General features: G+C 67.1%; 24 protein-coding genes. 14 read left to right on the forward strand and 10 right to left on the reverse strand.

Going from position 1 to position 24,589, the window contains the following annotated elements; translation table 11 throughout:
• Positions 1 to 14 precede the first annotated feature (14 nt).
• From NL241_RS05070 to NL241_RS05100, 7 genes are read left to right on the forward strand one after another with little or no spacing between them, the layout of a single operon-like run.
• Positions 15 to 749: an enoyl-CoA hydratase gene (locus tag NL241_RS05070; protein WP_487696127.1), complete on the forward strand. Its 735-nt coding sequence runs from the start codon at positions 15 to 17 to the stop codon at positions 747 to 749.
• Positions 750 to 1,874: an MBL fold metallo-hydrolase gene (locus NL241_RS05075; RefSeq protein ID WP_487696128.1), complete on the forward strand. Its 1,125-nt coding sequence runs from the start codon at positions 750 to 752 to the stop codon at positions 1,872 to 1,874.
• Positions 1,875 to 1,934: 60 nt separating this feature from the next.
• Positions 1,935 to 3,500: a serine hydrolase gene (locus NL241_RS05080; protein WP_494398242.1), complete on the forward strand. Its 1,566-nt coding sequence runs from the start codon at positions 1,935 to 1,937 to the stop codon at positions 3,498 to 3,500.
• Positions 3,497 to 5,890 (forward strand): cation-translocating P-type ATPase, encoded by a 2,394-nt coding sequence (locus NL241_RS05085; RefSeq protein WP_494396945.1) that lies wholly within the window; start codon positions 3,497 to 3,499, stop codon positions 5,888 to 5,890. Before NL241_RS05080 ends, NL241_RS05085 begins: the two co-directional genes overlap by 4 nt.
• A gap of 5 nt (positions 5,891 to 5,895) precedes the next feature.
• The gene (locus tag NL241_RS05090; RefSeq protein ID WP_487696131.1) at positions 5,896 to 6,201 is read left to right on the forward strand and encodes an antitoxin; all 306 of its coding nucleotides are present in this window, start codon (positions 5,896 to 5,898) and stop codon (positions 6,199 to 6,201) included.
• Between the two features lie 3 nt (positions 6,202 to 6,204).
• Positions 6,205 to 6,642 carry a type II toxin-antitoxin system Rv0910 family toxin gene (locus NL241_RS05095; protein WP_487696132.1) on the forward strand — a complete coding sequence of 146 codons (438 nt, stop codon included), beginning with the start codon at positions 6,205 to 6,207 and terminating at the stop codon, positions 6,640 to 6,642.
• Positions 6,639 to 7,805 (forward strand): class I SAM-dependent methyltransferase, encoded by a 1,167-nt coding sequence (locus NL241_RS05100; protein ID WP_494396946.1) that lies wholly within the window; start codon positions 6,639 to 6,641, stop codon positions 7,803 to 7,805. Before NL241_RS05095 ends, NL241_RS05100 begins: the two co-directional genes overlap by 4 nt.
• On the opposite strand, the gene NL241_RS05105 is transcribed toward NL241_RS05100, so the two are convergent.
• The 3 genes from NL241_RS05105 to NL241_RS05115 all read right to left on the reverse strand — a co-directional run bounded on the left by NL241_RS05105 (position 7,799) and on the right by NL241_RS05115 (position 10,955).
• Positions 7,799 to 8,356, reverse strand: a complete 558-nt coding sequence (locus tag NL241_RS05105; protein ID WP_494396947.1) for a TetR/AcrR family transcriptional regulator — start codon at positions 8,354 to 8,356, stop codon at positions 7,799 to 7,801. The two genes, NL241_RS05100 and NL241_RS05105, sit on opposite strands and share 7 nt — an antisense overlap.
• A 384-nt stretch (positions 8,357 to 8,740) precedes the next feature.
• Complete coding sequence (locus NL241_RS05110) at positions 8,741 to 10,306, reverse strand: GAF domain-containing sensor histidine kinase (RefSeq protein WP_494396948.1); 1,566 nt, start codon at positions 10,304 to 10,306, stop codon at positions 8,741 to 8,743.
• Positions 10,299 to 10,955, reverse strand: coding sequence for a response regulator transcription factor (locus tag NL241_RS05115; protein WP_494396949.1), 657 nt, complete (start codon positions 10,953 to 10,955; stop codon positions 10,299 to 10,301). Before NL241_RS05115 ends, NL241_RS05110 begins: the two co-directional genes overlap by 8 nt.
• 109 nt (positions 10,956 to 11,064) lie before the next feature.
• Here NL241_RS05115 and NL241_RS05120 point away from each other — a divergent pair, with 109 nt between their 5' ends.
• Both NL241_RS05120 and NL241_RS05125 read left to right on the forward strand, forming a co-directional pair.
• Complete coding sequence (locus tag NL241_RS05120) at positions 11,065 to 11,841, forward strand: phosphoketolase family protein (RefSeq protein ID WP_487696137.1); 777 nt, start codon at positions 11,065 to 11,067, stop codon at positions 11,839 to 11,841.
• A 33-nt stretch (positions 11,842 to 11,874) separates the two neighbouring features.
• Positions 11,875 to 12,753 carry an amidohydrolase family protein gene (locus NL241_RS05125; RefSeq protein WP_494396950.1) on the forward strand — a complete coding sequence of 293 codons (879 nt, stop codon included), beginning with the start codon at positions 11,875 to 11,877 and terminating at the stop codon, positions 12,751 to 12,753.
• A gap of 16 nt (positions 12,754 to 12,769) precedes the next feature.
• Here NL241_RS05125 and lhgO read toward each other — a convergent pair whose 3' ends face one another.
• From lhgO to NL241_RS05155, 6 genes are all read right to left on the reverse strand, one after another.
• Positions 12,770 to 14,008, reverse strand: a complete 1,239-nt coding sequence (lhgO, locus tag NL241_RS05130; protein WP_494396951.1) for an L-2-hydroxyglutarate dehydrogenase — start codon at positions 14,006 to 14,008, stop codon at positions 12,770 to 12,772.
• Positions 14,005 to 15,117, reverse strand: coding sequence for an Ldh family oxidoreductase (locus NL241_RS05135; RefSeq protein ID WP_494396952.1), 1,113 nt, complete (start codon positions 15,115 to 15,117; stop codon positions 14,005 to 14,007). Before NL241_RS05135 ends, lhgO begins: the two co-directional genes overlap by 4 nt.
• Positions 15,118 to 15,189: 72 nt before the next feature.
• Positions 15,190 to 15,801, reverse strand: a complete 612-nt coding sequence (locus NL241_RS05140; RefSeq protein ID WP_487696141.1) for an RraA family protein — start codon at positions 15,799 to 15,801, stop codon at positions 15,190 to 15,192.
• Between the two features lie 25 nt (positions 15,802 to 15,826).
• Positions 15,827 to 16,828 carry a tripartite tricarboxylate transporter substrate binding protein gene (locus NL241_RS05145; protein WP_494396953.1) on the reverse strand — a complete coding sequence of 334 codons (1,002 nt, stop codon included), beginning with the start codon at positions 16,826 to 16,828 and terminating at the stop codon, positions 15,827 to 15,829.
• A 33-nt stretch (positions 16,829 to 16,861) separates the two neighbouring features.
• Positions 16,862 to 18,367, reverse strand: coding sequence for a tripartite tricarboxylate transporter permease (locus NL241_RS05150; RefSeq protein ID WP_487696143.1), 1,506 nt, complete (start codon positions 18,365 to 18,367; stop codon positions 16,862 to 16,864).
• A gap of 3 nt (positions 18,368 to 18,370) precedes the next feature.
• Complete coding sequence (locus NL241_RS05155) at positions 18,371 to 18,904, reverse strand: tripartite tricarboxylate transporter TctB family protein (protein WP_487696144.1); 534 nt, start codon at positions 18,902 to 18,904, stop codon at positions 18,371 to 18,373.
• An 88-nt stretch (positions 18,905 to 18,992) separates the two neighbouring features.
• Here NL241_RS05155 and NL241_RS05160 point away from each other — a divergent pair, with 88 nt between their 5' ends.
• The 4 genes from NL241_RS05160 to NL241_RS05175 all read left to right on the forward strand — a co-directional run bounded on the left by NL241_RS05160 (position 18,993) and on the right by NL241_RS05175 (position 22,388).
• Positions 18,993 to 20,072, forward strand: coding sequence for a phosphoglycerate dehydrogenase (locus NL241_RS05160; protein ID WP_487696145.1), 1,080 nt, complete (start codon positions 18,993 to 18,995; stop codon positions 20,070 to 20,072).
• Positions 20,073 to 20,099: 27 nt separating this feature from the next.
• Positions 20,100 to 20,861 (forward strand): IclR family transcriptional regulator, encoded by a 762-nt coding sequence (locus NL241_RS05165; protein ID WP_487696146.1) that lies wholly within the window; start codon positions 20,100 to 20,102, stop codon positions 20,859 to 20,861.
• A gap of 76 nt (positions 20,862 to 20,937) precedes the next feature.
• The gene (locus tag NL241_RS05170; RefSeq protein WP_494396954.1) at positions 20,938 to 21,681 is read left to right on the forward strand and encodes a VOC family protein; all 744 of its coding nucleotides are present in this window, start codon (positions 20,938 to 20,940) and stop codon (positions 21,679 to 21,681) included.
• Positions 21,678 to 22,388: a 3-keto-5-aminohexanoate cleavage protein gene (locus NL241_RS05175; RefSeq protein WP_494396955.1), complete on the forward strand. Its 711-nt coding sequence runs from the start codon at positions 21,678 to 21,680 to the stop codon at positions 22,386 to 22,388. Before NL241_RS05170 ends, NL241_RS05175 begins: the two co-directional genes overlap by 4 nt.
• On the opposite strand, the gene NL241_RS05180 is transcribed toward NL241_RS05175, so the two are convergent.
• On the reverse strand, positions 22,385 to 22,825 hold the full coding sequence (locus tag NL241_RS05180) for a cupin domain-containing protein (protein WP_494396956.1): 441 nt from the start codon (positions 22,823 to 22,825) through the stop codon (positions 22,385 to 22,387). The genes NL241_RS05175 and NL241_RS05180 overlap by 4 nt on opposite strands.
• A 171-nt stretch (positions 22,826 to 22,996) precedes the next feature.
• On the opposite strand from NL241_RS05180, the gene NL241_RS05185 reads away from it, so the two are divergent.
• On the forward strand, positions 22,997 to 24,583 hold the full coding sequence (locus NL241_RS05185) for an ABC-F family ATP-binding cassette domain-containing protein (protein ID WP_494396957.1): 1,587 nt from the start codon (positions 22,997 to 22,999) through the stop codon (positions 24,581 to 24,583).
• Positions 24,584 to 24,589 lie beyond the last annotated feature (6 nt).

The following is a 24,589-nucleotide window of genomic DNA, read 5'->3' on the forward strand; positions in this document are numbered from 1 at the left end:
AGTACTGTGACTGCATGATCGGTGTCACCCGCGACGGGAACGTCACGACCATCGAGCTGCAGCGTCCGGAGCGGCGCAACGCGCTCAACAGCGAACTGGTGGACGGCCTGCGTGAGACCATCCAGGCCGAAGCGGCCAAGGACGTCCGCGCCATCGTGCTCACCGGCGCGGGCACGGTGTTCTGCGCCGGGGCGGATCTGTCCGGTGACGTCTTCGCCGCCGACTTCCCGGACAAGGCGGTTGCTCTCAACATCGCCATCGACCAGGTACCGGTTCCGGTGATCGGCGCCATCAACGGCCCGGCCATCGGCGCGGGTCTGCAGCTGGCGATGATCTGCGATCTGCGGGTTGTCGCCCCCGACGCCTACTTCTGGTTCCCGATCGCCAAATACGGCTTGGCGCTGGACAACTGGAGTGTGCACCGGCTGGCCAGCCTGGTCGGCTACGGCCGGGCCCGCGGCATGCTGCTGGGCGCGGAGAGGTTGAGCGCAGAGACGGCGCTGGAAACGGGGATGGCCAACCGGATCGGCACGCTGGCCGACGCGCAGGCCTGGGCTGCCGAGATCGCCGGGCTGGCGCCGCTGTCGCTGCGGCACTCCAAACGTGTCCTCAACGACGACGGTGCCTACCTGCCCGAAATGCCACCACACCACAAAGAGCTGTTCGACGCGGCGTGGGGCAGCAAGGACGTCATCGAAGCTCAGGTCGCCCGGCTGGAGAAGCGTCCACCGAATTTCCAGGGTGCCTGAATGCTGAGAAGTGCAGTCAGACTCGTCGGTGGAACCGCCACCCTGGTGACGGGTGGCTGGGCGCTGCGCGCGTTGCACGGCACGCCCTCGGCGCTCGGTGCCGGCCCCGGTGCCATCGCCGCGGTGGCCAAGGGGTCGCCGAATTTCCGCGACGGGGTGTTCCACAACACGGAGCCGTCGTCGACGATCTCGCTGTCGGCGCAGGAGCAGGGCATGTTGGTCCGCGACCTGGTGCTCAATCGCGCGAGCACGCCGCAGGGGGAGATCCCGCTGGTCACGCCGGTCACCGGCGTCGAGGCCGCCGAGCTGGCGGTCACCTGGTACGGCCACTCCTCGGCGGTCATCGAGGTCGACGGCTACCGGATCCTGGCCGACCCGGTGTGGAGCCGGCGCTGCTCACCGTCACGTGCGGTCGGCCCGCAGCGCCTCCACCAGGTGCCTGCGCCGCTGGAGGCCCTGCCCGCCATCGATGCGGTGATCATCAGCCACGACCACTATGACCACCTGGATGTCGACACCATCAAGGCGCTGGCCCGCAGCCAGCGATCCACCTTCTTCGTCCCCCTCGGCATCGGGGCGCACCTGCGTGAGTGGCATGTCCCCAAGGACCGGATCGTCGAACTGGACTGGGGACAGTCCGGCCAGCTGGGCGAGCTGACGTTGGTGTGCACCCCGGCGCGGCATTTCTCCGGGCGCTTCCTCACCCGCAACACCACGTTGTGGGCCAGCTGGGCGGTCATCGGGCCACGCCACCGCGCTTTCTTCGGCGGTGACACCGGGTACACCGCCAGTTTCGCCGACGTCGGAGCCGAATACGGCCCCTTCGACCTGACCCTGATGCCGGTGGGTGCGTATCACCCGGGCTGGCCCGACATCCACATGAACCCCGAAGAGGCTGTCCGCGCCCACCGCGACGTCACCGACCCCGGCAAGGGGCTGTTCGTGCCGATCCACTGGGGAACTTTCCGGCTGGCGCCGCATCCGTGGTCGGAGCCGGTGGAGCGGATGCTGGTCGCGGCGCGGGCGGAGAACGTGACGGCCGCGGTGCCCCGCCCGGGTGAGCGCGTGGGTGCGGAGCTGGCGACCACGCCGGACCCCGAATTAGACCCGTGGTGGCGGTTCTGACCGGTTACGGTTCTCGCTGTGAACTTCTGCCTGGTCCGTGCCGGAATCGCAGCGGTATCGATGCTCATGGTCGCCGGCTGCGCGGCACCTTCGGAACCGGCTGAGACCAGCACCACGCAGGCCGGTGCGGCACCGAGCGCCGAGTTGGTGCCGCCGCCGCTGGTGCCGGCCATGCCGCTGCCGGAGAACGCCGTAGAGAACGCGGTGGCCAAGCTCGACGGCATCGCCGGGGACCTGATGAAATCCTCCGGCATCCCCGGTTTGGCTGTTGCCGTCGTCCACGGTGGAAAGACCATCTACGCCAAGGGTTTCGGGGTCAAGGACAACCGCGCCGGCGATGACCCCGCCAACAAGATCGACCCCGACACGGTGTTCCAGCTGGCGTCGCTGTCGAAGTCGCTGAGCGCCACCGTGGTGGCACATCAGGTCACCGCGAACGCGATCAGCTGGGACACCCCGGTCGTGGAGAAGCTGCCCTGGTTCGCGTTGTCGGACCCCACGGTCACCCGGATGGTCACCGTCGGTGACCTGTTCTCGCACCGGTCCGGCCTTCCCGACCACGCCGGCGACGAACTCGAAGACCTCGGTTACGACCGCCGCGAAGTGCTGGACCGGCTCCCTCAGCTTCCACTCGATCCGTATCGAATCTCCTACGCCTACACCAACTTCGGGCTCACCGCCGGTGCGGAGGCGGTGGCCGCCGGCGCCGGGACCACCTGGGAGCAGCTGTCGGATGAGGTTTTGTACAAACCGTTGGGCATGACCTCCACCAGCTCGCGGTTCGCCGACTACGAAGCCCGGCCCAACAAGGCGGTCGGGCACATCGCGATCGACGGCGGTTTCCAGCCGCTGTATCAGCGCAACGCGGACGCGCAGTCACCGGCGGGTGGGGCGAGTTCGTCGCTGAACGACATGACGCGCTGGCTGACGATGGTGCTGGCGGACGGCACCTTCAACGGCAACGAGATCGCCTCGCCGGCCGCGCTGCTGCCCGCCCTCACCCCGCAGGTGGTCTCCGATCGCGGCACCGAGCCCGCGATGCGTTCGGGCTTCTACGGTTACGGCTTCAACGTCGGCAGCTCATCGGCGGCCAGGACGACGCTCAGCCACTCGGGTGCGTTCCAACTCGGTGCGGGCACCAACTTCGTGATCCTGCCGTCGGCCGACGTCGGGATCGTCGCGCTGAGCAATGCCACCCCCGTCGGGTTGGTGGAGACGCTGACCGCCGAGTTCGCCGATCTGGTTCAGTTCGGCGAGGTCCGCGAGGACTGGCGCACGCTGTACGGCAACGCCTTCGCCCAGATGGATGCACCGGTCGGCTCGCTGGTGGGGCAGACCCCGCCGCCCAACCCCGCACCGGCACCTCCGTTGCAGCAATTGGTGGGTACCTATCGCAACGCTTACTGGGGCGACGCACGAGTCACCGAAGCCGGCGGCACCCTCGGCCTGGCCGTCGGGCCACACAGTGAGGTGTGGCCGCTGAAGCATTGGGATGGAAACACTTTCACGTTCAGCTTCGTCACGGAGAACTCCCCGCCGGGGAGCATCTCCAAAGCCACCTTCGACGGCGACCGGCTGACGCTGGAGTACTACGACACCGAACAGAGGGGGACCTTCACCCGATGACCGAGACACCCGCTCTCGACACGGCCGCCGGTCTGTCCGACGCCGAGGTAGCCCAGCGGGTCGCCGCCGGCCAGACCAATGACGTGCCCACCCGGGCTGCGCGCAGTGTCTCCGAGATCATCCGGGGCAATGTGCTCACCCGCATCAACGCCATCCTCGGTGTGCTGTTCCTGATCGTGCTGGCCACCGGTTCCCTGATCAACGGGCTGTTCGGGCTGCTGATCATCGCCAACAGCGGTATCGGCATCATCCAGGAGCTGCGCGCGAAAAAGACCCTGGACCAGTTGGCCATCGTCGGGCAGGCCAAACCGACGGTGCGACGCAGATCGGGCACCGGGCCGCTGGCGCCCAACGAAGTGGTGCTCGACGACATCATCGAGCTCGGGCCCGGCGACCAGATCGTCGTCGACGGGGTGATCGTCGAGGAGAGCAATCTCGAGGTCGACGAATCCCTGCTCACCGGGGAGGCCGACCCGATCGCCAAAGACGCCGGCGACCACGTGATGTCGGGCAGTTTCGTCGTCGCCGGCGCCGGGGCCTACCGGGCGACGAAGGTGGGCCGGGAGGCGTACGCGGCCAAGCTGGCCGAGGAGGCCAGCAAGTTCACCCTGGTGAAATCCGAACTGCGCAGCGGCATCAACATCATCCTGCGGTTCATCACCTGGCTGCTGTGGCCTGCCGGTGCGCTGATCATCTACACCCAGCTGTTCACCACCGACGCCAGTTGGCGGGAATCGGTGCTGCGTATGGTCGGTGCGCTGGTGCCGATGGTGCCCGAGGGTCTGGTGCTGATGACCTCGATCGCGTTCGCCGTCGGGGTGGTCCGGCTGGGCCGGCGTCAGTGCCTGGTCAACGAGTTGCCTGCCATCGAGGGCCTGGCCCGCGTCGATGTGGTGTGCGCCGACAAGACCGGGACGCTGACCGAGAACGGGATGCGCCTGTCCGAGGTCAAAGCACTGGGCGGCGGCGACACATCGGATGTGCTGGCGTCGCTGGCTTCCGCCGACCCGCGGCCCAACGCCAGCATGCTCGCCATCGCCGAGGCCTACCCGCACTCACCCGGCTGGACGGCCACCGCGGTGGCGCCGTTCAAGTCGGCCACCAAATGGAGCGGCATCTCGTTCGACGGGCACGGCAATTGGGTGATCGGTGCGCCCGATGTGCTGCTGGATCCGGCATCGGCGGCCGCGGAGGACGCCGAGCGTATCGGCGCCAAGGGCTTGCGGGTGCTGTTGGTCGGGTCGTGCGAACACCAGGTCGACGCGCCCGGCGCACCGGGGCGGGTGACGCCTGTGGCTCTGGTGGTCCTCGAGCAGAAGGTCCGGCCCGACGCCCGCGGCACCCTGGAGTACTTCGCCGAACAGAAGGTGTCGGTGAAGGTCATCTCGGGCGACAACGCGGTGTCGGTGGGGGCGGTTGCGGGCTCACTGGGTCTGCAGGGTGAGGCGATGGACGCCCGTGACCTGCCGGACCAGACGGAGGCACTGGGCGAAACGCTGGAGGACTACACCACGTTCGGCCGGGTGCGGCCCGATCAGAAGCGCTCCATGGTGCACGCGCTGCAGGCCCGCGGCCACAACGTCGCGATGACCGGGGACGGTGTCAACGACGTGCTGGCGCTCAAGGACGCCGACATCGGCGTCGCGATGGGCTCCGGCAGCCCGGCGTCGCGGGCAGTGGCGCAGATAGTGTTGCTGGACAACAAGTTCGCGACGCTGCCCTACGTGGTGGCCGAGGGCCGTCGCGTCATCGGCAACATCGAGCGCGTCTCCAACCTTTTCCTCACCAAGACGGTGTACTCGGTGCTGTTGGCGCTGCTGGTCGGCATCGCCGGGCTGGGCTCCGAACTCTTCGGGAGTGACCCGCTGCTGTTCCCCTTCCAGCCCATCCACGTCACCATCGCCGCGTGGTTCACCATCGGCATCCCCGCGTTCGTCCTGTCGCTGGCCCCCAACACCGAGCGGGCGCATCCGGGCTTCGTCCGTCGCGTCATGGTGGCGGCGCTTCCGACCGGGTTGGTGGTCGGCACGGCGACATTTGTGTCCTACCTGCTGGCCTACGAGGGTCAGGACGCCCCGGTGCAGGTGCAGACGCAGGCGTCGACGGCGGCGCTGATGACGCTGCTGGTGTCGGCGGTGTGGGTACTGGCGTGTGTGGCTCGCCCCTATGAGTGGTGGCGGGTGGCGCTGGTGGCGGCCTCCGGGCTGGCCTACGTCGTGATCTTCGCCATCCCGCTGGCCAGGGAGAAGTTCATGCTCGACCCGTCGAATGTGGAAGTGACCACCACCGCGTTGATCATCGGGGTGCTGGCGGCGCTGGTCATCGAGGTGCTGTGGTGGTTGCAGGGCCGATTACTCGGAGAGGAGCGGCGGCTCTGGCGGGTAAGTTGAGAGACATGGGATTTCTCGACAAAGCACTGAAAACGGGCAAAGACCTGCTGGCCAAGAATGCCGACAAGGTGGACACGGTGATCGACAAGGCCGGCGACGTCGTGGACAAGAGGACACACGGCAAGTACGCGGGCACGGTGAACAAGGTGCAGGACGCCGCCCGGAAAGCGGCGGCCAAGGCGAATGAGGGCACGGCAAATGGGGGCACCACACCTCCGCCGCCCGCACCGCAGACGCCGCCGAATCCTCCGGTGCCCCCGACGCCTCCGACGCCACCGTCGCCGCCGGTTCCGCCGACCACCCCGAACTGAGTCATGGCAAAACTGTCCGTCTCCGTCGATGTACCTCTGCCGCCGGAGCAGGCCTGGGAGTGCGCCTCGGACCTCTCGCGGTACAAGGAGTGGCTCTCGATCCACCGGGTGTGGCGTAGCCCGCTGCCCGACGTCCTGGAAAAGGGCACCGTCATCGACTCCATCGTCGAGGTGATGGGGATGATGAACCGGGTCAGCTGGACCATCGTGCATTTCAAGCCGCCCGAGGCCATGACACTCAACGGCAACGGCCGCGGGGGTGTGAAGGTCAAGTTGATGGGCAAGGTGCGGCCGGCCCCCAGCGGCTCGACCGTGCAGTTCGACGTCCATCTGGGTGGCCCGGCGTTGTTCGGGCCCATCGGCATGCTGGTGGCTGGGGCGCTCAAGAGCGATATCCAGGAGTCGCTGCAGCGGTTCAAGACGGTGTTTGCACCGGCATGACGTCAGCGGGCCGGTTGGCCGACCTGATCCGTGAGGTGACCGGCAGTGCCCTGCCGGTGCGGCTGCGGGCGTGGGACGGCACCGAGGCCGGTCCGCGTGACGCGCCGGTGCTGGTGATCCGCAATCGGCGGGCGTTGCGGCGATTGTTGTGGGCGCCAAGCGAAGTCGGTCTGGCCCGGGCTTACGTCGCTGGTGATGTCGACGTCGAGGGCGACCTCGCCGATGCCCTACGGCGGGCCTGGCAGGCGGCCCGCGCCAGGCCGTCGTCCCGCGGTCGGGTGTCCAGGCTGAAGGTGGCCACGACCGCTGCGCGGCTGGGTGCGCTCGGGCCCCCGCCCACACCGCCGCTGACGCAGGGGCCGGCCGACCTGCCCGTGGATTTCTACGCGTTGCTCTTCGACGAGCACATGGCCTACTCCGCTGCCTACTTCTCGGAGTCCGGGCAGTCCCTGCACGACGCGCAGACCGCGGAACTGGACCTGGTGTGCCGCAAACTCGGCCTGCGCGAAGGAATGCGACTGCTCGACATCGGCTGCGGCTGGGGCGCGCTGATCCTGCACGCCGCCGAGCATTACGGAGTGCACGCCACCGGCATCACGGCGTCGGAGCAGCAGCGCGGGTTCATCGCGGTCCGGGCCAGCGAGCGGGGTCTCAGTGCCGCCGTCGAGGTGCGGCTGCAGGATTACCGTGAGTTCGGCGAATTGCCCGAGGCGGCAGGCGCTTTCGACGCGGTGAGCTCCATCGAGATGGGCGAGCACGTCGGTGACTCTCGGTATCCGGGGTACGCGGCCGTCATGTTCGATGCGCTGAAACCGCGGGGACGGCTTCTGCTGCAACAGAAATCGCAGGGTATCGACCCCTCGTACACCGTTGCGGACACGCACCTGCGCCCGCTGTGGCAGACGGTGCGTCACCTGCAGGAGACCGGCCTCGAGATCCGCGGGATCGAGTCGATGCGTGAGCACTACGTCCGCACCGTCGATGCCTGGATCGAGACGTTCGAAGTGCACCATGAGCAGTTCGTCGATCTGGTCGGCCCCGAGGTCACCCGGGCGTGGCGGCTCCATCTCGTCGGTGGCCGGCTGGCCTTTGAGGAGGCCCGCATGGGCGCCGATCAGGTGCTGGCCGTCAAGACCACCGCATCCGGGGCCAGCGGCTACTGATCCTCGGCGGGGCGCACCGCCGGCCAGAAGAAGTCGAACAGCCGCTTCTCCCAGTTCTTGTCGATGTTCTGGCTGCGGGCGTACTCGGCGATGTAGGCGCCGACTATCGCGTCGATCAAGGTGGCGTTGTCGACGTCGGCCCGCAACCAACCATTCGCCTTGGTGTCGTCGATCGCGGCGGCCAGTTCGGCGCGCTGGGCGCTCAAGACCTCCTGGAAGAGTGCCGTGAAATCCGGGTCGTTCTTCGTGAGCAAGGCCGCCAGGCCGCCGAAACCGATGCCGTCACGCACCATCCCGATCGCGTGGGTGATCAGCCACCGCAGCCGTTGCGCGGCGTCGGCCTGCGGGTCCGGTGGCGGCGGCGAGGCCATCTGTGTCAGAGCGCTTGCCAGCAGTGCCCGCCGGTCGCGATGACGACGGTAGATCGTCGTTTTCGCCACACCCGAATGTGCGGCCACGGCCTCGACGGTGACCGACTGCGGTCCGCTGGAGCGGAGCAGCTCGAGTGTGGACTCACGTAGCCGGTCCTCGATGCTTCGTGCCTGCGTCATGAATCTACGCTACACTGACCGTATCGATACGCTACGCGTAGCGTATTGGGAAGGAAAGGAGAAGTCATGTCGCTGACGAAAAGACCGGGCCCCGCGATGATCACGTACATCTCGTACGTCTTCGTGTTGTTGGCCTTCGTCTCGCTCGGCTTGTCGGTAGCCGCGCTGGCCTGGGGGAATGGTGTTCTGGCCGCTGTGTCGGGCGGTTCCATCGCCGTCGCCATGGCAATCGCCGTCGCGGGCTTCCGCCTCGGCGCACGCCAACTCGAGGAGGCCAGGGAGCCGGGCAACCCCGGTGGAACCAGCATCTGGGCCAAACCCCTTGTCCGGGATCAGATCGACCGGTACCAGCTGATGTACCGCGGCGGCGACGGCGAACCGCCCTCAGGGCAGCGGTACCGTCCAGGTCACCGTCGAACCCTCGGCGCCGCTGTCGATCGACAGCCGACCACCGCATTCCTCGGCCCTGGCCGCCAGATTGGCCAGGCCGCTGCGGGTGACGTGCTCGGGAAAGCCCGAGCCGTCATCGGCGACCGCCACGGTCAGGTTGTCGTCGACGGTCACGTTCACGGTGACCGTCGACGCCCGCGCATGGCGCACCACATTGCTGATCGTCTCGCGCACAACGGCTTCGGCGTGATCGGCCAGCGCCGCGTCGACCACTGACAGCGGCCCACTGACATGCAGGGAGGCGCGCACCGGCGAATCCGCCGTCATCCGGGATACAGCCTCCTCGAGTCGCTGCCGCAGCCTGGTGACGCTGCCACCGTGCAGATCGAAGATGGCGGTGCGGATCTCCTGGACCACCTCCTGCAGGTCGTCGAGTGCCCCGGAGATACGGCGCGGTGTGTCGTCACTCTGGCCGCCGCGTGTGCCCTGCAGTGCCAGGCCGATGGCGAACAGCCGTTGGATCACGTGGTCATGCAGATCGCGGGCGATGCGATCACGGTCGGACAACACGTCGAGCTCCCGCAGTGTCGCGACGGCGCGGCTCTGCACCCCGGCCAGATGCAGAGCCAGGCCGGTCTGATCGGCGAAGGCCGCCATCATCTCCAGCTGATCGGCGCTGAAGACCTCGGTACCCACACACACCAGCACACCGATCGTCGCCTCCGGTTGCCGCAGCGGCAGGATCAGTGCCGGGCCTTCGCCACCTAGTTCACTGAACCTCTTGGTGCGCAACGGTATCCGGTCTGTGAACGCACGTCCGACGGCGGTTCCTGCCACGGGCAGGGCCAGTCCGGTCAGTCCGGTGTCGGTGGCTGCCGTGACCATCAGCTCGCCCAGGTCGTCGGGGATCAGCAGGGCACTGTAGGTGCTGCCGGTCAAACCCGACGCCTGCGCCACGATCTGGCGGTGCACGGCGGCCGCGTCATCACCGGCCAGCAGGTTGGTGCTGATATCGCGGGTGGCCTCGATCCAGATCTGGCGACTGCGTGCGGCGTGATACAGCCGGGCGTTCTCGATCGCGATCCCCGCGGCGCCGGCCAGGGCCAGCACCAGCACTTCGTCGTCAGCCGAAAACACTTGACCAGAGAGCTTTTCGGTGAGATAGAGGTTGCCGAACACCTGGTCCCGGATCCTGATCGGAACTCCGAGGAAGGTCCGCATCGGCGGGTGGTTCGGCGGGAACCCCACCGACACCGGGTGTTCGGAGAGGTTCTCGATGCGTACCGGTTCCGGTGTCTGGAACAACAGGCCCAGAACTCCGTGCCCGGCCGGCAGCGGACCGATCAGATCCCTTGTGACGTCATCGATGCCCTCGTAGACGAACCGCTCGAGGGTGCGCGGGCCGGGTTCGGTGGCGATCACGCCGAGCGCTCCGTAGCGGGCATCCACCAGTCGCATCGCCGTGTGCACGATCGTCGTGAGGGTCTGCTCCAGATCCAGACCCGCGGTGACGGCCAGCATGGCCTCGATGAGGCCACTGCGAATGTCGGTATCAGCCATCGTTTTTCTGCCGGATCTCGGCAGCCAGCAGGGCGGCCTGGGTGCGCCGGTGCATCCCGAGCTTGGCCAGGAGCCGGGAGACGTAGTTCTTGACGGTCTTCTCCGCCAGGAACATCCGCTCGCCGATCTCGCGGTTGGTCAGCCCTTCGCCCAGCAGTTCCAGCAGTGTCCGTTCGGTGGCGGACAGGTCACGTAACCGGTCGTCCTGCGGTGCGGCTCCCTCTTCGGCGGCGCTACGCAACTTGGACATCAACGCAGCGGCAGCCCGATTGTCCAACAACGACTTTCCCGCGCCGACCTCTTTGATGGCGGCGGCCAGTTCCATACCGCGGATGTCTTTGACCACGTAGCCGCTGGCGCCGGCGAGGATGGCGTCGAGCATCGATTGCTCGTCGGTGAACGATGTCAGGATCAGGCAGCGCAGCTCATCGTGTGCAGCCAGCAGATCCCGGCACAGGTCGACACCGTTGCCGTCGGGCAACCGGACGTCCAGAACCGCGACATCGGGCCGGGCGGCCGGGATCCGGGCCATCGCCTCGGCCACCGACCCGGCTTCCCCCACGACGGTGAGATCCGGGTCGCCGCTGAGGAGGTCGACGAGCCCGCGGCGCACCACTTCATGGTCGTCGACGAGGAAGACGGAGATCACGAATCCACAGTAGTGCCGCCCGGTACCCGGAACGTAGGGACTTAAGTCCCCGTGCCGATGCCATGCGCTCTCTGGTGACACCCACCCTGACCAGGGCAGTGTCGACGCCATGACCACGCTCGATCGGGTGGACGCGTGGTGGCGGGCCGCCAATCACGTCGCCTCGGCCCTGCCCGGCGGCAACCGTCCCGGCGTGGCGGCGGTGACCCTGACCTACGCACACCTGAATCGGATGATCGTGCGCCGTCAGCAGCGGATCCGTTTCGTCCTGGGAGTTCGCGACGGGATGGCCGCGCTGGACGCGGTGGCCAGGATGGAAGGCACCCGCGCCGGCGGCAGGCCTACCGGCGGTTTCGCCGCGCACGGCGGCGGCCGGTCCTACGCACTGGCCTACGCGGTGGGTATGGCCCTCGACGAACCGGGACTGACGGTCGCCGCCCTGGTGGACGAGGACGAGGCGGTGACCGCCTGGCAGGCCCGCTCCCTGCACGACCCGCTGACCGACGGCGCGGTGCTGCCCATCCTGTACCAGCCGTCCATGGATCGTGACGGGGTGCGCGAGGTGTTCCGGGCCCGTGGCTGGGAGCCCATCGAGATCGGATGGGGCGCAGTCCCCTCGGATGCCACTGACACCAGCGAGTTGCACCGCTGCTTCGCCGCCGCCCTCTATGTGGCGCTCGACGAGATCACCGCGCTGACCGAGGCTGCCGGCTCACCCCATCCGCAGCGCGAGGCCCGCTGGCCGATGCTGGTGCTGCGCACCCCGACTGACTGGCCTGCGGCCGATGTCATTCCGGTGGACTGGTTCGACGAACAGGGACAGCTGATCCCCGAGATCGCCCAGGCCGCGCCGACGGGTGAGCTGCGAATGAGCGCCGATTGGTGACGCGCCGGACCCCGCTCTGACTAAGCTCGCGCGGTGACGTATTCCTGCGCAGTGGATTTCGCCAGCGTCGACGCCGTCGACATTCACACGCACGTCGAGGTGGACTGTCACGGGCACGCTGCCTACGACGATGAACTGGTGGACGCCACCCGGACCTACTTCAAGATGGGCGAGGGCCCGGTGGCGACGGTCGACGAGCTGGCCCAGCAGTACCGCGATCACCACGCCGCTGCGGTGGTGTTCACCATCGACGCCGAAACAGCCACCGGGCACCGGCCCAATTCCATCGAGGACCTGGTGGCCGGCGCCGCCCGCCACAACGACGTACTGATCCCGTTCGGCAGCGTCGACCCCTGGAATCCGGGCGCGGTACAGCGCGTCGGCGAACTGTTGCAGCTGGGAGTGCGCGGTTTCAAGTTCCACCCGAGCGTGCAGGGCTTCGAGCCCAACCACCGGCGGTTCTACGGGATCTACGAAGCCATCGCCGACGCGCGCGTGCCGGCGCTGTTCCATACCGGGCAGACCGGTCTGGGGTCCGGGCTGCCCGGGGGCCACGGCATCAAGCTGCGGTACTCGGATCCGATGCTGCTCGACGACGTCGCCGCGGACTTCCCCGACCTGACGATCGTGATGGCGCACCCGGCGGTGCCGTGGGTGGACGCCCAGATCGCGATCGCCGCGCACAAGGCCAACGTGTTCCTGGACCTGTCGGGCTATTCGCCGAAGTACTTCCCGCCGCAGCTGGTCAAGGCGATGAGCCGGCAACTACGGACCAAGGTGTTGTTCGGTACCGATTTTCCGTACATCACGCTGCAGCGCTGGCGCCGTGACTTCGAGGCACTCGGCCTCGACCCGGCGGTCGCCGCGCTGGTCTACAAGGAGAACGCGCTGCGGGTGCTCGGCGTGCGATGAGTTTCGACGCCCCCCATCATCGACCGGCCAGATCTGCCGCATGGGAGCCTTCGGAAGGCTGCGCGAACAGTTGGCGCGCAAGGGTGTCGCCGATGGGCAGGGCAGAGGTGGCAGCCGGAGATGGTGCGTTGAGCACGTGAATGCTCCGGGGGGTCTTCTCCAGGAGGAAATCGTGCACCAACGTCCCGTCTCCGCGGACTGCCTGGGCGCGGATACCGGCTTCCCGCGGCAGGAGGTCACCGAGGGTCAGTTCAGGGCAGTACTTACGGCATTCGGTGAGGTAGCCGCGTTTGAAGAGCGAGTTCTTCATCTCGTGGATGCCGGTACGCAGGTTGGCTCGTGCGACTTTCCACATGCCGGGAAACCGGGCGTATTCGGCGACGTCGCGAAGCGAGACGCTGCCCTTGGAGTATTTCTCGCGCGCGAAGCCGAGCACCGCGTTGGGGCCGACAGTGAGCCCACCGTCGATGGTGGGGCTCAAGTGGACTCCCAGAAACGGCAATTCCGGATCTGGAATCGGATAGATCAAGTGGTTCACCAGACCACGCCGCGACTCGGGTAGTGCGTAGTACTCGCCGCGGAACGGGATGATCTGAACGTCGGTGTGGAGGCCCGCGAGTCGGGCGATGCGGTCGGCCTGCAGGCCGGCGCAGGCGATGAGGTGGTGTGCCTCAAAGACATCGTGACCTGTTCGCACAGTGACCTTTTCGGAATCCTCTCGGATGGAGGTGACCGTCTCGCCGGTTCGTACGGCGCCTCCGCCGGAGGTGATGAGCTCGGCCAGTGTGCGGCTCACCTGGCGGTAATCGATGATTCCGGTGGCGGCGACCTTGATGGCTCCGACCCCGCGAATGTGCGGCTCTGCTGCCCTCAGTGCGGCGGCATCGAGCAGTTCGACGTCGAGGCCGTTGGTCTGTGCGCGCTCGAACAGCGCGTGCATACGGTCGCGCTCCACAGCGTTGGTCGCGACGAGCAGCTTCCCCGTGGTTTCGAACGGAATACCATGCTTCTTCGCAAAATCCTTGGTCTCGTCGGCTCCGCGCTTGCACAGGGTGGCCTTGAGACTGCCTGGCTCGTAGTAGATTCCGGAGTGGATGACTCCGCTGTTGTGGCCGGTTTGATGTTGTGCCACACGTGATTCCTTCTCCAGGACCGTGACGGCTGTGCCAGGGCGCAACTGCTGGATCTTCCAGGCGGTGGCCAAACCGACGATGCCCCCGCCGACGATCAGCACATCGGTCCGGTGTGGCGTCATGAAACGTTCTCCTGGTTGTTTGCGGGGTCGTTGTTGGCGGCATCGACCAAGGTGAACGGCACCCCGTGCCTGCCGCACAGGTTCCTGATCTCGTCGGCGAGGTCCCCGGGCACCGGGATCCCGTGAACCCGCCGGTGGCGTCGGGACATCTCCTCACACTGGCCTGGAATCAGGACCGGGCGGGAAGGGTCGATGGGCGGAGTCGCGTGCAGAACCTCGATCATCGCATCGATGTCGGTGACAAACCCGCCGTCCTTCCGGAACGCACCGGGATCGAGGGCAAGGAAGAAATGGCCGATGTCATCAGTGGCACCACTGGCGCGCAGCGGAGAGAACGCGGCTCCGCACAGCGTGGCGGCGAGCACCTGGACCATGATGGCCAGACCGTAGCCTTTGTGGTTGGCCATGTCTTCGGTGCCACCGAGTGCGGAAAGCCCACCGAGTGCATCTGACTGGATCAAGGCATGGGCATCGCCGGAATCCACGATGGAGTTACCACTGCCGTCGAGCACCCACCCCGGTGCCAGCGGTTTCTTGCGCAGGCCGTACGCACGGACCTTGTTGCTGGCAACGGTGGAGGTGGAGATGTCCATCACCAGGGGCCATCCGAGGCCGGTAGGTGCGCCGAAGGCCAGAGGATTCGTGCCCATGCGTGGGGCCGCGGCCCGGGCGGGCAGCACGGACACCACGCGTGTGGTGGTGGCGGCAAGGCACACCAGTCCGCGGGCCGCCGAACGGGCCACATAGTGGCCGACCGCGCCGAAGTGATGTGAATTGCGCACGGTCACAACGCCGGTACCGGTTTTCTCGGCCATGGTGGAGGCGAGGTCCACCGCGCGCGTGGCCGCGATGTGGCCCAGTCCGCCGTGCCCGTCCAGAGCAGCATGCGACGGGCCTTCGCTGACGATCTCCGGAACGGCGGCGATGTTGAGGTCCCCGGCGTTGAGCAGTCGCTCGTATGCCGGCAGCATCGCCAGGCCGTGCGAATCGATCCCGGCGAGATCGGTGTCGGTCATCACATGCGCGGCGGTGGACGCCGACTCCGGTGAAAGTCCCCAAGTGGTGAACACCGTCCGGATCAGGTGCTCCAGCGCGGCGGCAGATGTCACGATCACTCGTGGGTCGTCTGGACTTGCGTCCACAGCTCACTCCTCCTTGAAACTCAGCTTGGCGGTGACCACTCAGCTTCGCGCCACCGCGGGAATTCCGCTCTCGTATGTGACTCGGCGTTCGGCCTCGTCACGCTGCACTGCTTCGGCGGCGTCGGTCACCTCTTCGGCCATACCCCGCGGGACGACGGCCACACCGTCGCTGTCACCGATGATGAGGTCGCCCGGAAGAACAGCCACGCCGGCGCAAGCGATCGGCACCTGCAGCCGGCCGGGCCCGTTCTTGTACGGTCCGGCGGGAGTGATGGCGCGGGCGAACACCGGCATCTCGTAGCCCTGCAATCCGCCGGCATCACGCACCGCGCCGTCGATGACGAACCCGGCGATGCCTTTTGCGGCAGCGCGGGCGCCGATGAGTTCTCCGATCAAAGCGCGGCTGAGATCACCGTGACCGTTGACGACGATGACGTCACCCGGGTTGCATTCGTCGATTGCCTTGTGAATGAACAGGTTGTCACCGGAGCGGGTCCATACCGTGAAGGCCGGACCGGCGACGCGGGCGCCGGGCCAGACAGCCTGGACCGACGAGTCGAGTAAGCCCAGGCGCTGCATTCCGTCACCGATGTTGGCGGCAGGGATGCGGCGGAGGCGTTCGATCAGTGTGGTGGGTGCGGCGTCGTTCATGAGATCTCCTTCGTGTGGCGGTGGCTCAGTCGTGGATGAGGTCGACCATGTTGGTGAACACATCGGTCTGTTCTTTCCAGAACTCGGTGTAGTCCGCTGCATTCATGTAATTGGGCTCCAGCCCGAGATCCTTCATCTGATCTTGGAACTCTTTGCGCTCCATCACCTTTCCGATGGCCTCGGACATGCGATCGACGATCGGCTGGGGCGTGCCCGCAGGAAAGGCGTACCCACGCGAGGATCCGAGGACGACGTCGAAGCCATTCTCGACAGTGCTCTCCGCGTCCGGGGCGAAGGGGCTGCGCTCTTCGGACATGACGGCCAGGAAGCGGGCGCCACCGCTGTCGACGGTCGATTGGGCGTCGCCGATATTGCTCAGCAGGATGTCGACGTTGCCACCGAGAAACGCGGTGGCACTGGCCGCCGCACCATCAGAGAAGTGAACCGGACGGATGTCGGTTCCGGCAGCCTGGTTGAACAGCGTGAGCGCGAAATGTTCTGTGGTGCCGATGCCGGTGGTGGTTGCGGTCAGTTGACCGGGGGCGGCTTTCGCGGCGGAGACCAGGTCATCGAGTGTTTTCCACGGACTGTCCGGTGCCACGGCGATGGCGATGGGATCGAACACCTGCATGGCGCTGGGTGTAAAAGAGTCGACGGTGTATTCGGCTCCGCGGGACTTGTCGAGAGCGGAGACCAGGATGCCGGGGATTGTGGTCAGGCCCACGGTGGAGCCGTCGGGGCGCGAGTTCGCCAGTGCGGTGTACCCGATCTGACCTCCGGCGCCGGGCTTGTTCTCGACGACCACCGGTTGGCCCAACTCGTCTTCGAGCTGTTCGGCGAGCAAGCGGGCGCCGATGTCCGAGCCGCCGCCGGGATCGAACGCGACGATCATGGTGACCGGTCCCTCCGGATAGCCGCCACCTTCGGCGCTTTCAGCTGGCTTGCTGCGCATGCCGGCACAACCTGCGGTCAACACGATGGTGGCGAGCACAGCCCCCAGAAGGGCGAGGATACGACGGATCTTCAACAGGACTCCTTGGTGGTGGTTATCGGCATTTCTCTAGCTTTCGATGTCCGCCGGCAGTGGTGCCTTGCGCTTGAACCTGCTGCCCAGCGCGGAGGCCGCCACGATGAGCGCGGCCACCACCAGAAGGGTGAGCGCCAGGGGCCGGGTGATGAACACTGACGGATCCCCGTTGGATATCTGAAGGCTCTGTCGCAGCGCCGATTCCAGCAACGGGCCGAGGACGAGTGTCAGCACCAGCGGTGCCAGCGGCAGGCCGCAGCGGCGGAAGAGCAGGCCCACGATGCCGAACGCGATCATGATGTAGAGGTCGTTGACGCTGCGATTGACGGCGAAGGCGCCGACGATGATGAACACGAGGATCAAGGACCGCAGCACTGGGTAGGGGATGGCGAGCAGGCGGGTCCACAGCCCGACCAGCGGAACGTTGAGCACCACCAGAATGACGTTGCCGATCAACAGGCTGGCGATGACCGTCCACACCAGAACCGGTTCGGACTGGAACAGTGCCGGTCCCGGAGTCAGGCCGTTGAGCAGGAAGGCCCCCATCAGCACCGCGATCGCCGGTGAGGCTGGAATACCGAGGGTGAAGAGCGGGATGAACGCGGAGTTGGCGTGGGCGTTGTTGGCGGTTTCCGGTGCGGCGACGCCCTCGACCGCGCCGGTGCCCAGTTCGTTGCGATGGCGCCCGACCTTGCGTTCGGTGCTGTAGGCCAGCAGAGACGAGATGGTGCTGGTGACACCCGGTATGACGCCGATGATGCCGCCGATGATGGTGCCGCGTCCGATTGCTGGTGCGGCCCGGCGGATTTCGGTGCGTGTCGGCAACAGGTCGCGCAGCCGCGGGATGGGTGGTCTGGCCACACTGGTCGCCGAGACGTGCAGCAGCTCACCGAGTCCGAAGAGGCCCACCAGGACCGGCACGATGCTGATGCCGTCCAGGAGATGGGGAAAACCGAAGGTGAACCGGGGCAGGCCCTGAATCGGGTCGATGCCCACCATTGCGATCAGCATTCCGATGGCTGCTGAGATCAGGCCTGCGGCAACGGATTTACCGACAAGACCGACCAGCAGTGCGACACCGACGATCACCAGGGCGAAGAACTCCGGTGGACCGACCATCAAACCGAGCTTGGACAGCGGTTGGGCCGCGATGATCAAGCCGATTGTCGCAACGGTGCCGCCGATGAATGATCCGAATCCGGCGATGGTCAGTGCGGCGCCTGCTCGGCCGCGCAGCGTCATCTGGTAGCCGTCGATGCAGGTGATGGCGGTTTCGCCTTCCCCGGGAATATTGAGGAGGACGCTGGTTATGGTGCCGCCGTACGAGGTGCCGTAGAAGATGGCGGCGAGCATGATGATGGCCGAAGCGGGCTCCATGCCGAAAGTGATCGGCAACAGGATTGCGATACCTGCGGTGGAACCGATGCCGGGCAGGAGGCCGAGGGCGGTGCCGATGATGCAGCCGATGAGGGCGAAGAGCAGGTTCTGCGGGGTGGCGGCAGCGGCCAGGCCCTCACCGAGGTAACCGAGAATCTCCATAGATCACAGCCCCAGATTCGCCAGAAGCGGGATGGCCGACGTCGGGAGTGGCACGGCCAGCACCAGATCGAACAGGGCGAACACACCGAAGCTCCCGATCAGCATCAGCGGAATGGTGACCGACCAACGCTGGCGGCCGAGTATGCGCAGGTGGAAGAACAAGAAGGCCATGACAGCGATCTGAAACCCCAACGGTTCCAAGGCAAGCGCGACGATGACCAGGCTGGCGGCGATCGCGGCGATACTGCGAGACGAATTGGTGTCCTCGCCGGTATCGGCCACTTCGGTGCTCGGCGGCACGTCGGCGGTGTTGCCGCGCCACTGGTTGATGCCCCATGCGACGGACGCCCCGGCGAGGATGACCGCCAGGCAAAGCGGGAAGAACCCGGGGCCGGGTCCCAGCGATGTCCAGTAGCCCAAGGAAGTGGTGCCGATACCGGCGGCGATGGCGAGCGCCAGCAGTCCGGCGGCGACACCCACGCCGAGCCAAGACCTTTCGGCGCCCGGCTGCTCGCCGGTGAGTTTGATGGTCGTCACGGGCAACCTCGTTGTTCTCATTGTGTGATAGTTATTATCGACCTATGATGCATTGGGAAGTGACGTAGGTCAAGCGTCGGCTCGGTCCATGACTGGATCACCCGGGCGGACCGCAGCGACAACACCGCATTCGAAAACACCGCAGCGAAAACACCGCAGCGACAAGGAAGGCGCCCCGCACATGACAGATGCCCGGATACTCATCACCTCGGTGTTCCTCGAGCCAGGAGACCACGTCGACCGCCTCCTGCGTGACGCCGGTTTCACCACCGTGCACGCACCGCTGACAGGGGCCCGCTCTGCCGAAGAACTCATGGAGTTGCTCGCGGGCATCGACGCAGTGATCGCCGCGTCGGACAAGTTCACCGCCGAGGTGTTGGCCTCCTCGCCCGGTCTACGGGTCATCGCCCGTACGGGTGTGGGCTACGACGCCATCGATGTCGACGCAGCGAGCAGGCAGGGCATCGTCGTCTGCAACGCTCCCGGGGTCAATCGGCAATCCGTCGCCGAACTCACTCTCGCTTTCCTGCTGATGTGCGCGCGGCGAATCTCACCCGTCGTCGAGGATGTCCGGGCAGGTGGCTGGGGCCGTCCCTCCGGGCGGGAACTCGACGGAGCGACTCTGGGTGTCATCGGCTTGGGTGCGATCGGGCGCAGCGTCACGTTGCTCGCCCGTGCGCTCGGCATGCGTGTACTGGCCCATGACCGTGTCATCGACCACGAGTTCGCGGCTGCGCAGGGGGTCGAAGCCGTGGGGCTCGAGGAACTACTGGGCCGCTCCGATTTCGTGAGCCTGCACTTGTTCCTCGGACCGGAGACCCACCACCTCATCGACCAGCAGCGCTTGGCCCAGATGAAGCCGACGGCCTACCTGATCAACACCTCGCGTGGCCCGGTGATCGACGAAGCGGCGCTCGTGGAGGCGCTCCGCACAGGGGTGATCGCGGGAGCGGCGCTGGATGTGGTGGAGCATGAGCCACTACCTGCGGACGCGGCGATCCGCACCTTGCCCAATGTCGTGCTGACATCGCACATCGGCGGGGCCACCGCCGAAGCGCGCTCCCGCTCAGGGGTGGTCGCCGCTCACTCTGTGATAGAAGTTCTCCAAGGCGGAATGCCCGAGACAGCTGTAAACGCCGAGTGGGTGCGCCGGCCGAACGTCGTGTGAGAGCCGTGCGGACGAAGGGGGCGGACGATGGCCGAAGGCGCCGCCGCGAGCAACATGCGTTCGCTGGACCGTGCCATCGACGTCCTGGAGGTGCTCGACGGCAGCACCCAGCCGCTGCGGCTCACCGAGATCGCCCGCCGCGCGGGTCTGCACGTTGCTACCACGCAGCGCATTCTCCAGGTCCTCGAAGCCCGCGGCCGCGTGGAACGTGACGAGTCGGGCGGGTACCGGGCCGGTTTGGCGCTGTTGTTCGGAGCGCACGCCTATCTCGCCAGCAGCCCACTGGTGGCCGCTGCGCGGCCCGTGCTTCAAGACCTGGCTTCGGCAACCGGTCTTACCTCATCGCTGTTCGCCCGCACCGGCTTCTCGAGGGCAGTGATCTCCCGTATCGAGGGCAGTGCTCCGATGCGCTACGTGCTGCCGACCGGGGAACGGCTGCCCCTGACCCTGGGTGCTGGGAAGGTTCTGGCGGCCTATCTGCAGCCCGAGGAGCTCGAGGAAGCGCTCGCGCTCGAAGCGAATGTCAAACCCGCGGTGGGGGAGCGGGTTTCCGATGCGGTGTTCCGTGAGGAGATGGCGAGAATCCGCCGTGACGGCTTCTACTACTCGGCGCAGGGCAGAGCGTTCGGCGTGGCGTCGGTGACCGCGCCCATCCTCGACAGCAGTGGCGAGTGCATTGCCGGGGTGCAGGTTGCCGGGGACATCCTCGACCTCACCGAGGACCGAGTGCCGAAACTGTCGATCGAGGTACGCCGTGCGGCGTCTGCCATCGCGGAACGGATCGGGTGAGACTCGGCGTGCGATGAGTTTTCCCGGGAGGCCCGGTCTGCATCGGTGACATTCGACCTCACACGAAGGAGCCACGATGGCACTCGGCGCCCCCACCTGGATCGACCTCGCCACCTCCGACATCGCCCGCGCCCAGCAGTTCTACGGTGCGGTGTTCGGCTGGGTGTTCTCCTCGCCGGGCGAGAACTACGGCGGCTATCTCAACGCCACCAAGGACGGCTTGCTCGTCGCCGGCCTGATGCCCAATGACCCGCAGTGGAACGCCCCGGACGGCTGGACCACCTACCTGCACACCGGTGACATCGACGCCACACTGCAGGCCATCACCGCCGCGGGCGGACAGTCCTGCAGTGGCGCGATGGAAATCCCCGCCAAGGGCACGATGGCGATCTTCAACGACGCCGCCGGCGCGCTGACCGGGCTGTGGCAGCCGGGCGGACACGTCGGTTTCGAGGTCACCGGCGCCGCCGGCGCGCCGGTGTGGCACCAGCTCACCGTCACCGACTACCCGGCCGCCGTCGATTTCTACTCGACGGTGTTCGGGCTGCAGACTCGCGTCGAATCGGACACTCCCGAATTCCGGTACACCAACGCCCTTTTCGATGGCGAGCCGGGATTCGGGATCATGGACGGCACCAACTTCGTCACGCAGTCGGAATGGTCGGTGTTCCTGGGCGCCGAGGACGTCGACGCGACCCTGGAGATCGTCACCGCCAACGGAGGCACCGTCCTACGGGCCGCCGAAGACACCCCGTACGGCCGGCTGGCCGCGGTGGCCGATCCCACCGGCGGCCGCTTCAACCTGTCATCGCTGCAGTGACGTACCTCAAAGCCGCCATCAACGGCGCGCGCACCCCCGACGAGCACAAGGACCTGCCGGTGCGCCCGGAGCAGTTGGCCGCCGCTGCGGTGGAGGCGGTGCAGGCGGGGGCGCAGGCGGTGCACATGCATCCGAAAACCGCGGACGGCAGAGATTCTCTGCTGCCGGACCCGGTGGCCGCCGCGGTCACCGCGGTACGCGCGGTGCTGCCCGACACTCCGCTCGGGGTGACCACCGGATATTGGGCCCTGCCGGACGCGGGGCAGCGGCTGGCCGCCATCGAGGCCTGGGATGTGTTGCCGGACTTCGTGTCGCTGAACTGGCATGAGCCCGGCTCGCCGGAGCTGGCCGAGCTGCTGCTGTCGAAAGGCCTCGGGGTGGAAGTCGGGATCTTCCAAGCCGAGGCCGCCGCGTCGTGGGCGGCCTCCGATATCGCGACGCGGTGTATGAGGGTGATGATCGAACTCGACCAGGATGCCGACGCCGCACTGGCCGATGAACTGATCGACCAGGTGCGGGCGGCCCGCTCGCCCGCACCGATCCTGTTGCACGGACTCGATACCAGCTGCTGGCCACTGCTCGAACATGCCGGTGTGCGTGGGCTGCAAACCCGGATCGGGATGGAGGACACCCTGAAATTGCCCGACGGGTCGACGGCGTCCGGTAACGCCGACCTGGCGGCCGCGGCCGTCCGGCTGCTGAGTTAGGGCGCGTGTAAGGCGAAGTCGGCGAAGTCGAAGCCCGGCACCACCACACAACTGACCAGGCACGGCTGATCGTCGCGGGGTTTGGCGCGCTGCCAGTGCCCCGGCGGCACCAGAACCTGTGGATGCTCACCGGCGGTGATGTCGCTGCCCAGCAGATGTGTTGTGGCACTTGATTTTTCGGCGCCGATCTCCAGGAGCAGTGGTCCGCCGCGGTGGTAGAGCCACAATTCGGCGCTGCGCACCGTGTGCCAGGCGGACTGCTGCCCGGGCATCAGAAGGAACAGGATCGCGGTGCCCGCGTTGCGGGGGCCCGTGTAATCCGGCGGCAGCGCAGACGGGCCGATGGTCAGGTCACTGCGCCAGGTCTCGCGGAACCAGCCCCCCTCGGGGTGCGGAGCCAGGTCGAGCTGCTGGGCCCAATCGGGAAGATCCGTCATGGTGTCAGCCTAGTGATCAAAACCCGCTTGCCCGGAAGCCAAGCCGCGGATACGGTGGCGGACATGACAGGCATCAACGGTTCCGCGCCGTCCGCGCGCTGACCCCCGTCGACTCGCCCTCAGGGGCTCCGGTGTTCAGCGCTCCCATCACTGAACCGTTCCGGAGCATTCGTGACTCACTCATCCACCTCCGTTGTTCTCACCGGCGTCGGCTTCACCTGGCCTGACGGGTCGGTGGCGCTGTCCGGCATCACCGCGGCCTTCGGCGCCGGCCGTACCGGGCTCATCGGCGCCAACGGATCCGGCAAGTCCACGCTGCTGCGCCTGATCGCGGGTCAGCTGCGGCCCACTGCCGGCAGCATCGTCACCAGCGGCGAGGTCAGCTACCTGCCGCAGACCCTGACCCTGGGGGGCGGGACTTCGGTGGCCGAGCTGCTGGGGATCGCCGGCGTCGTGAGCGCCCTGCACGCCATCGAAGCCGGTGACGCCCGGGAGGAACACTTCGAGATCGTCGGCGACGACTGGGACATCGAGACCAGGGCACGGGCGGCACTGGACGAATTGGGTTTGAGCACAATCACTCTCGATCGCAGCGTCGGCACCCTCTCCGGTGGCGAGGCCATGCTGATCGCGGTCACCGGGCTGCGGCTGCGGCGCGCGCCGGTCACCCTTCTCGACGAGCCCACCAACAACCTCGACCGCGCCGCCCGCACCGCGCTGTACGGCAGCCTGCGCGACTGGCCGGGCGCGCTGGTGATCGTCAGCCACGACGTCACGCTGCTGGAGCAGATGGACAACACCGCGGAACTGCACCGCAATGAGCTGACGGTCTTCGGTGGGCCGTACTCGGCATGGCGTGAGCACCTGGACACCGAGCAGGCGGCCGCGATGCAGGCGGCTCGTACCGCCGAGCAGGCCGCCAAGGGGGAGAAGCGCCAGCGCATCCAGGCCGAGACCGTATTGGCCCGCCGCAATCGCACGGCCAAGAAAGCCTTCGCGGAGAAGCGGGTGCCCAAGATCGTCGCAGGAGGCCGGGCGATGGCCGCGCAGGTCTCGGCCGGGAAGTTGCGCGCCAACCACGACGACCGGATACAGGCGGCGCAGAAGGCCGCCGACGACGCCGCCGCCCGGGTCCGCGACGACGAACACATCCGTGTCGAGCTGCCCGACCCGGGGGTGCCGGCTTCTCGCGGTATCGCCGAACTCCGGGGCGTGGACCGGCCGTTGCTGGTACAGGGGCCGGAGCGGATCGCACTGGTGGGACCCAACGGCATCGGTAAGACGACCTTCCTGGAGGCGCTGCTGCGTTCCGACGAGAACGCCGCCGGACGCCTGCTCACCGATCGGGTGGGTTATCTGCCGCAGCGGATGGACACCTCCGATGACGGATCGACCGTGTTCGACACCGTGCACGCCGCGGCGCCTGATGCCGGGCCGGAACGCATCCGCGGGCAGTTGGCGAGGTTCCTGCTCAAGGGCGACAGTGTGCACCGGCCGGTGGGCACGCTGTCCGGCGGTGAACGATTCCGGGTGGCGTTGGCGCGCCTGCTGCTCGCCGATCCTCCGCCGCAGCTCGTCATCCTCGACGAACCCACCAACAACCTGGATCTCACCAGCGTCGACCAACTCGTCGACGCGCTGCGCGGGTATCGAGGTGCGCTGATGGTGGTGAGCCACGACTCCGAATTCCTGCGCAGGCTCGACCTGGACCGGACCTTGGAGATGGCAGGCCCCGGCATCGTCACCGAAGCCAGATAGGGTCGG

The organism is Mycolicibacterium sp. SMGY-1XX (genome assembly GCF_059132455.1).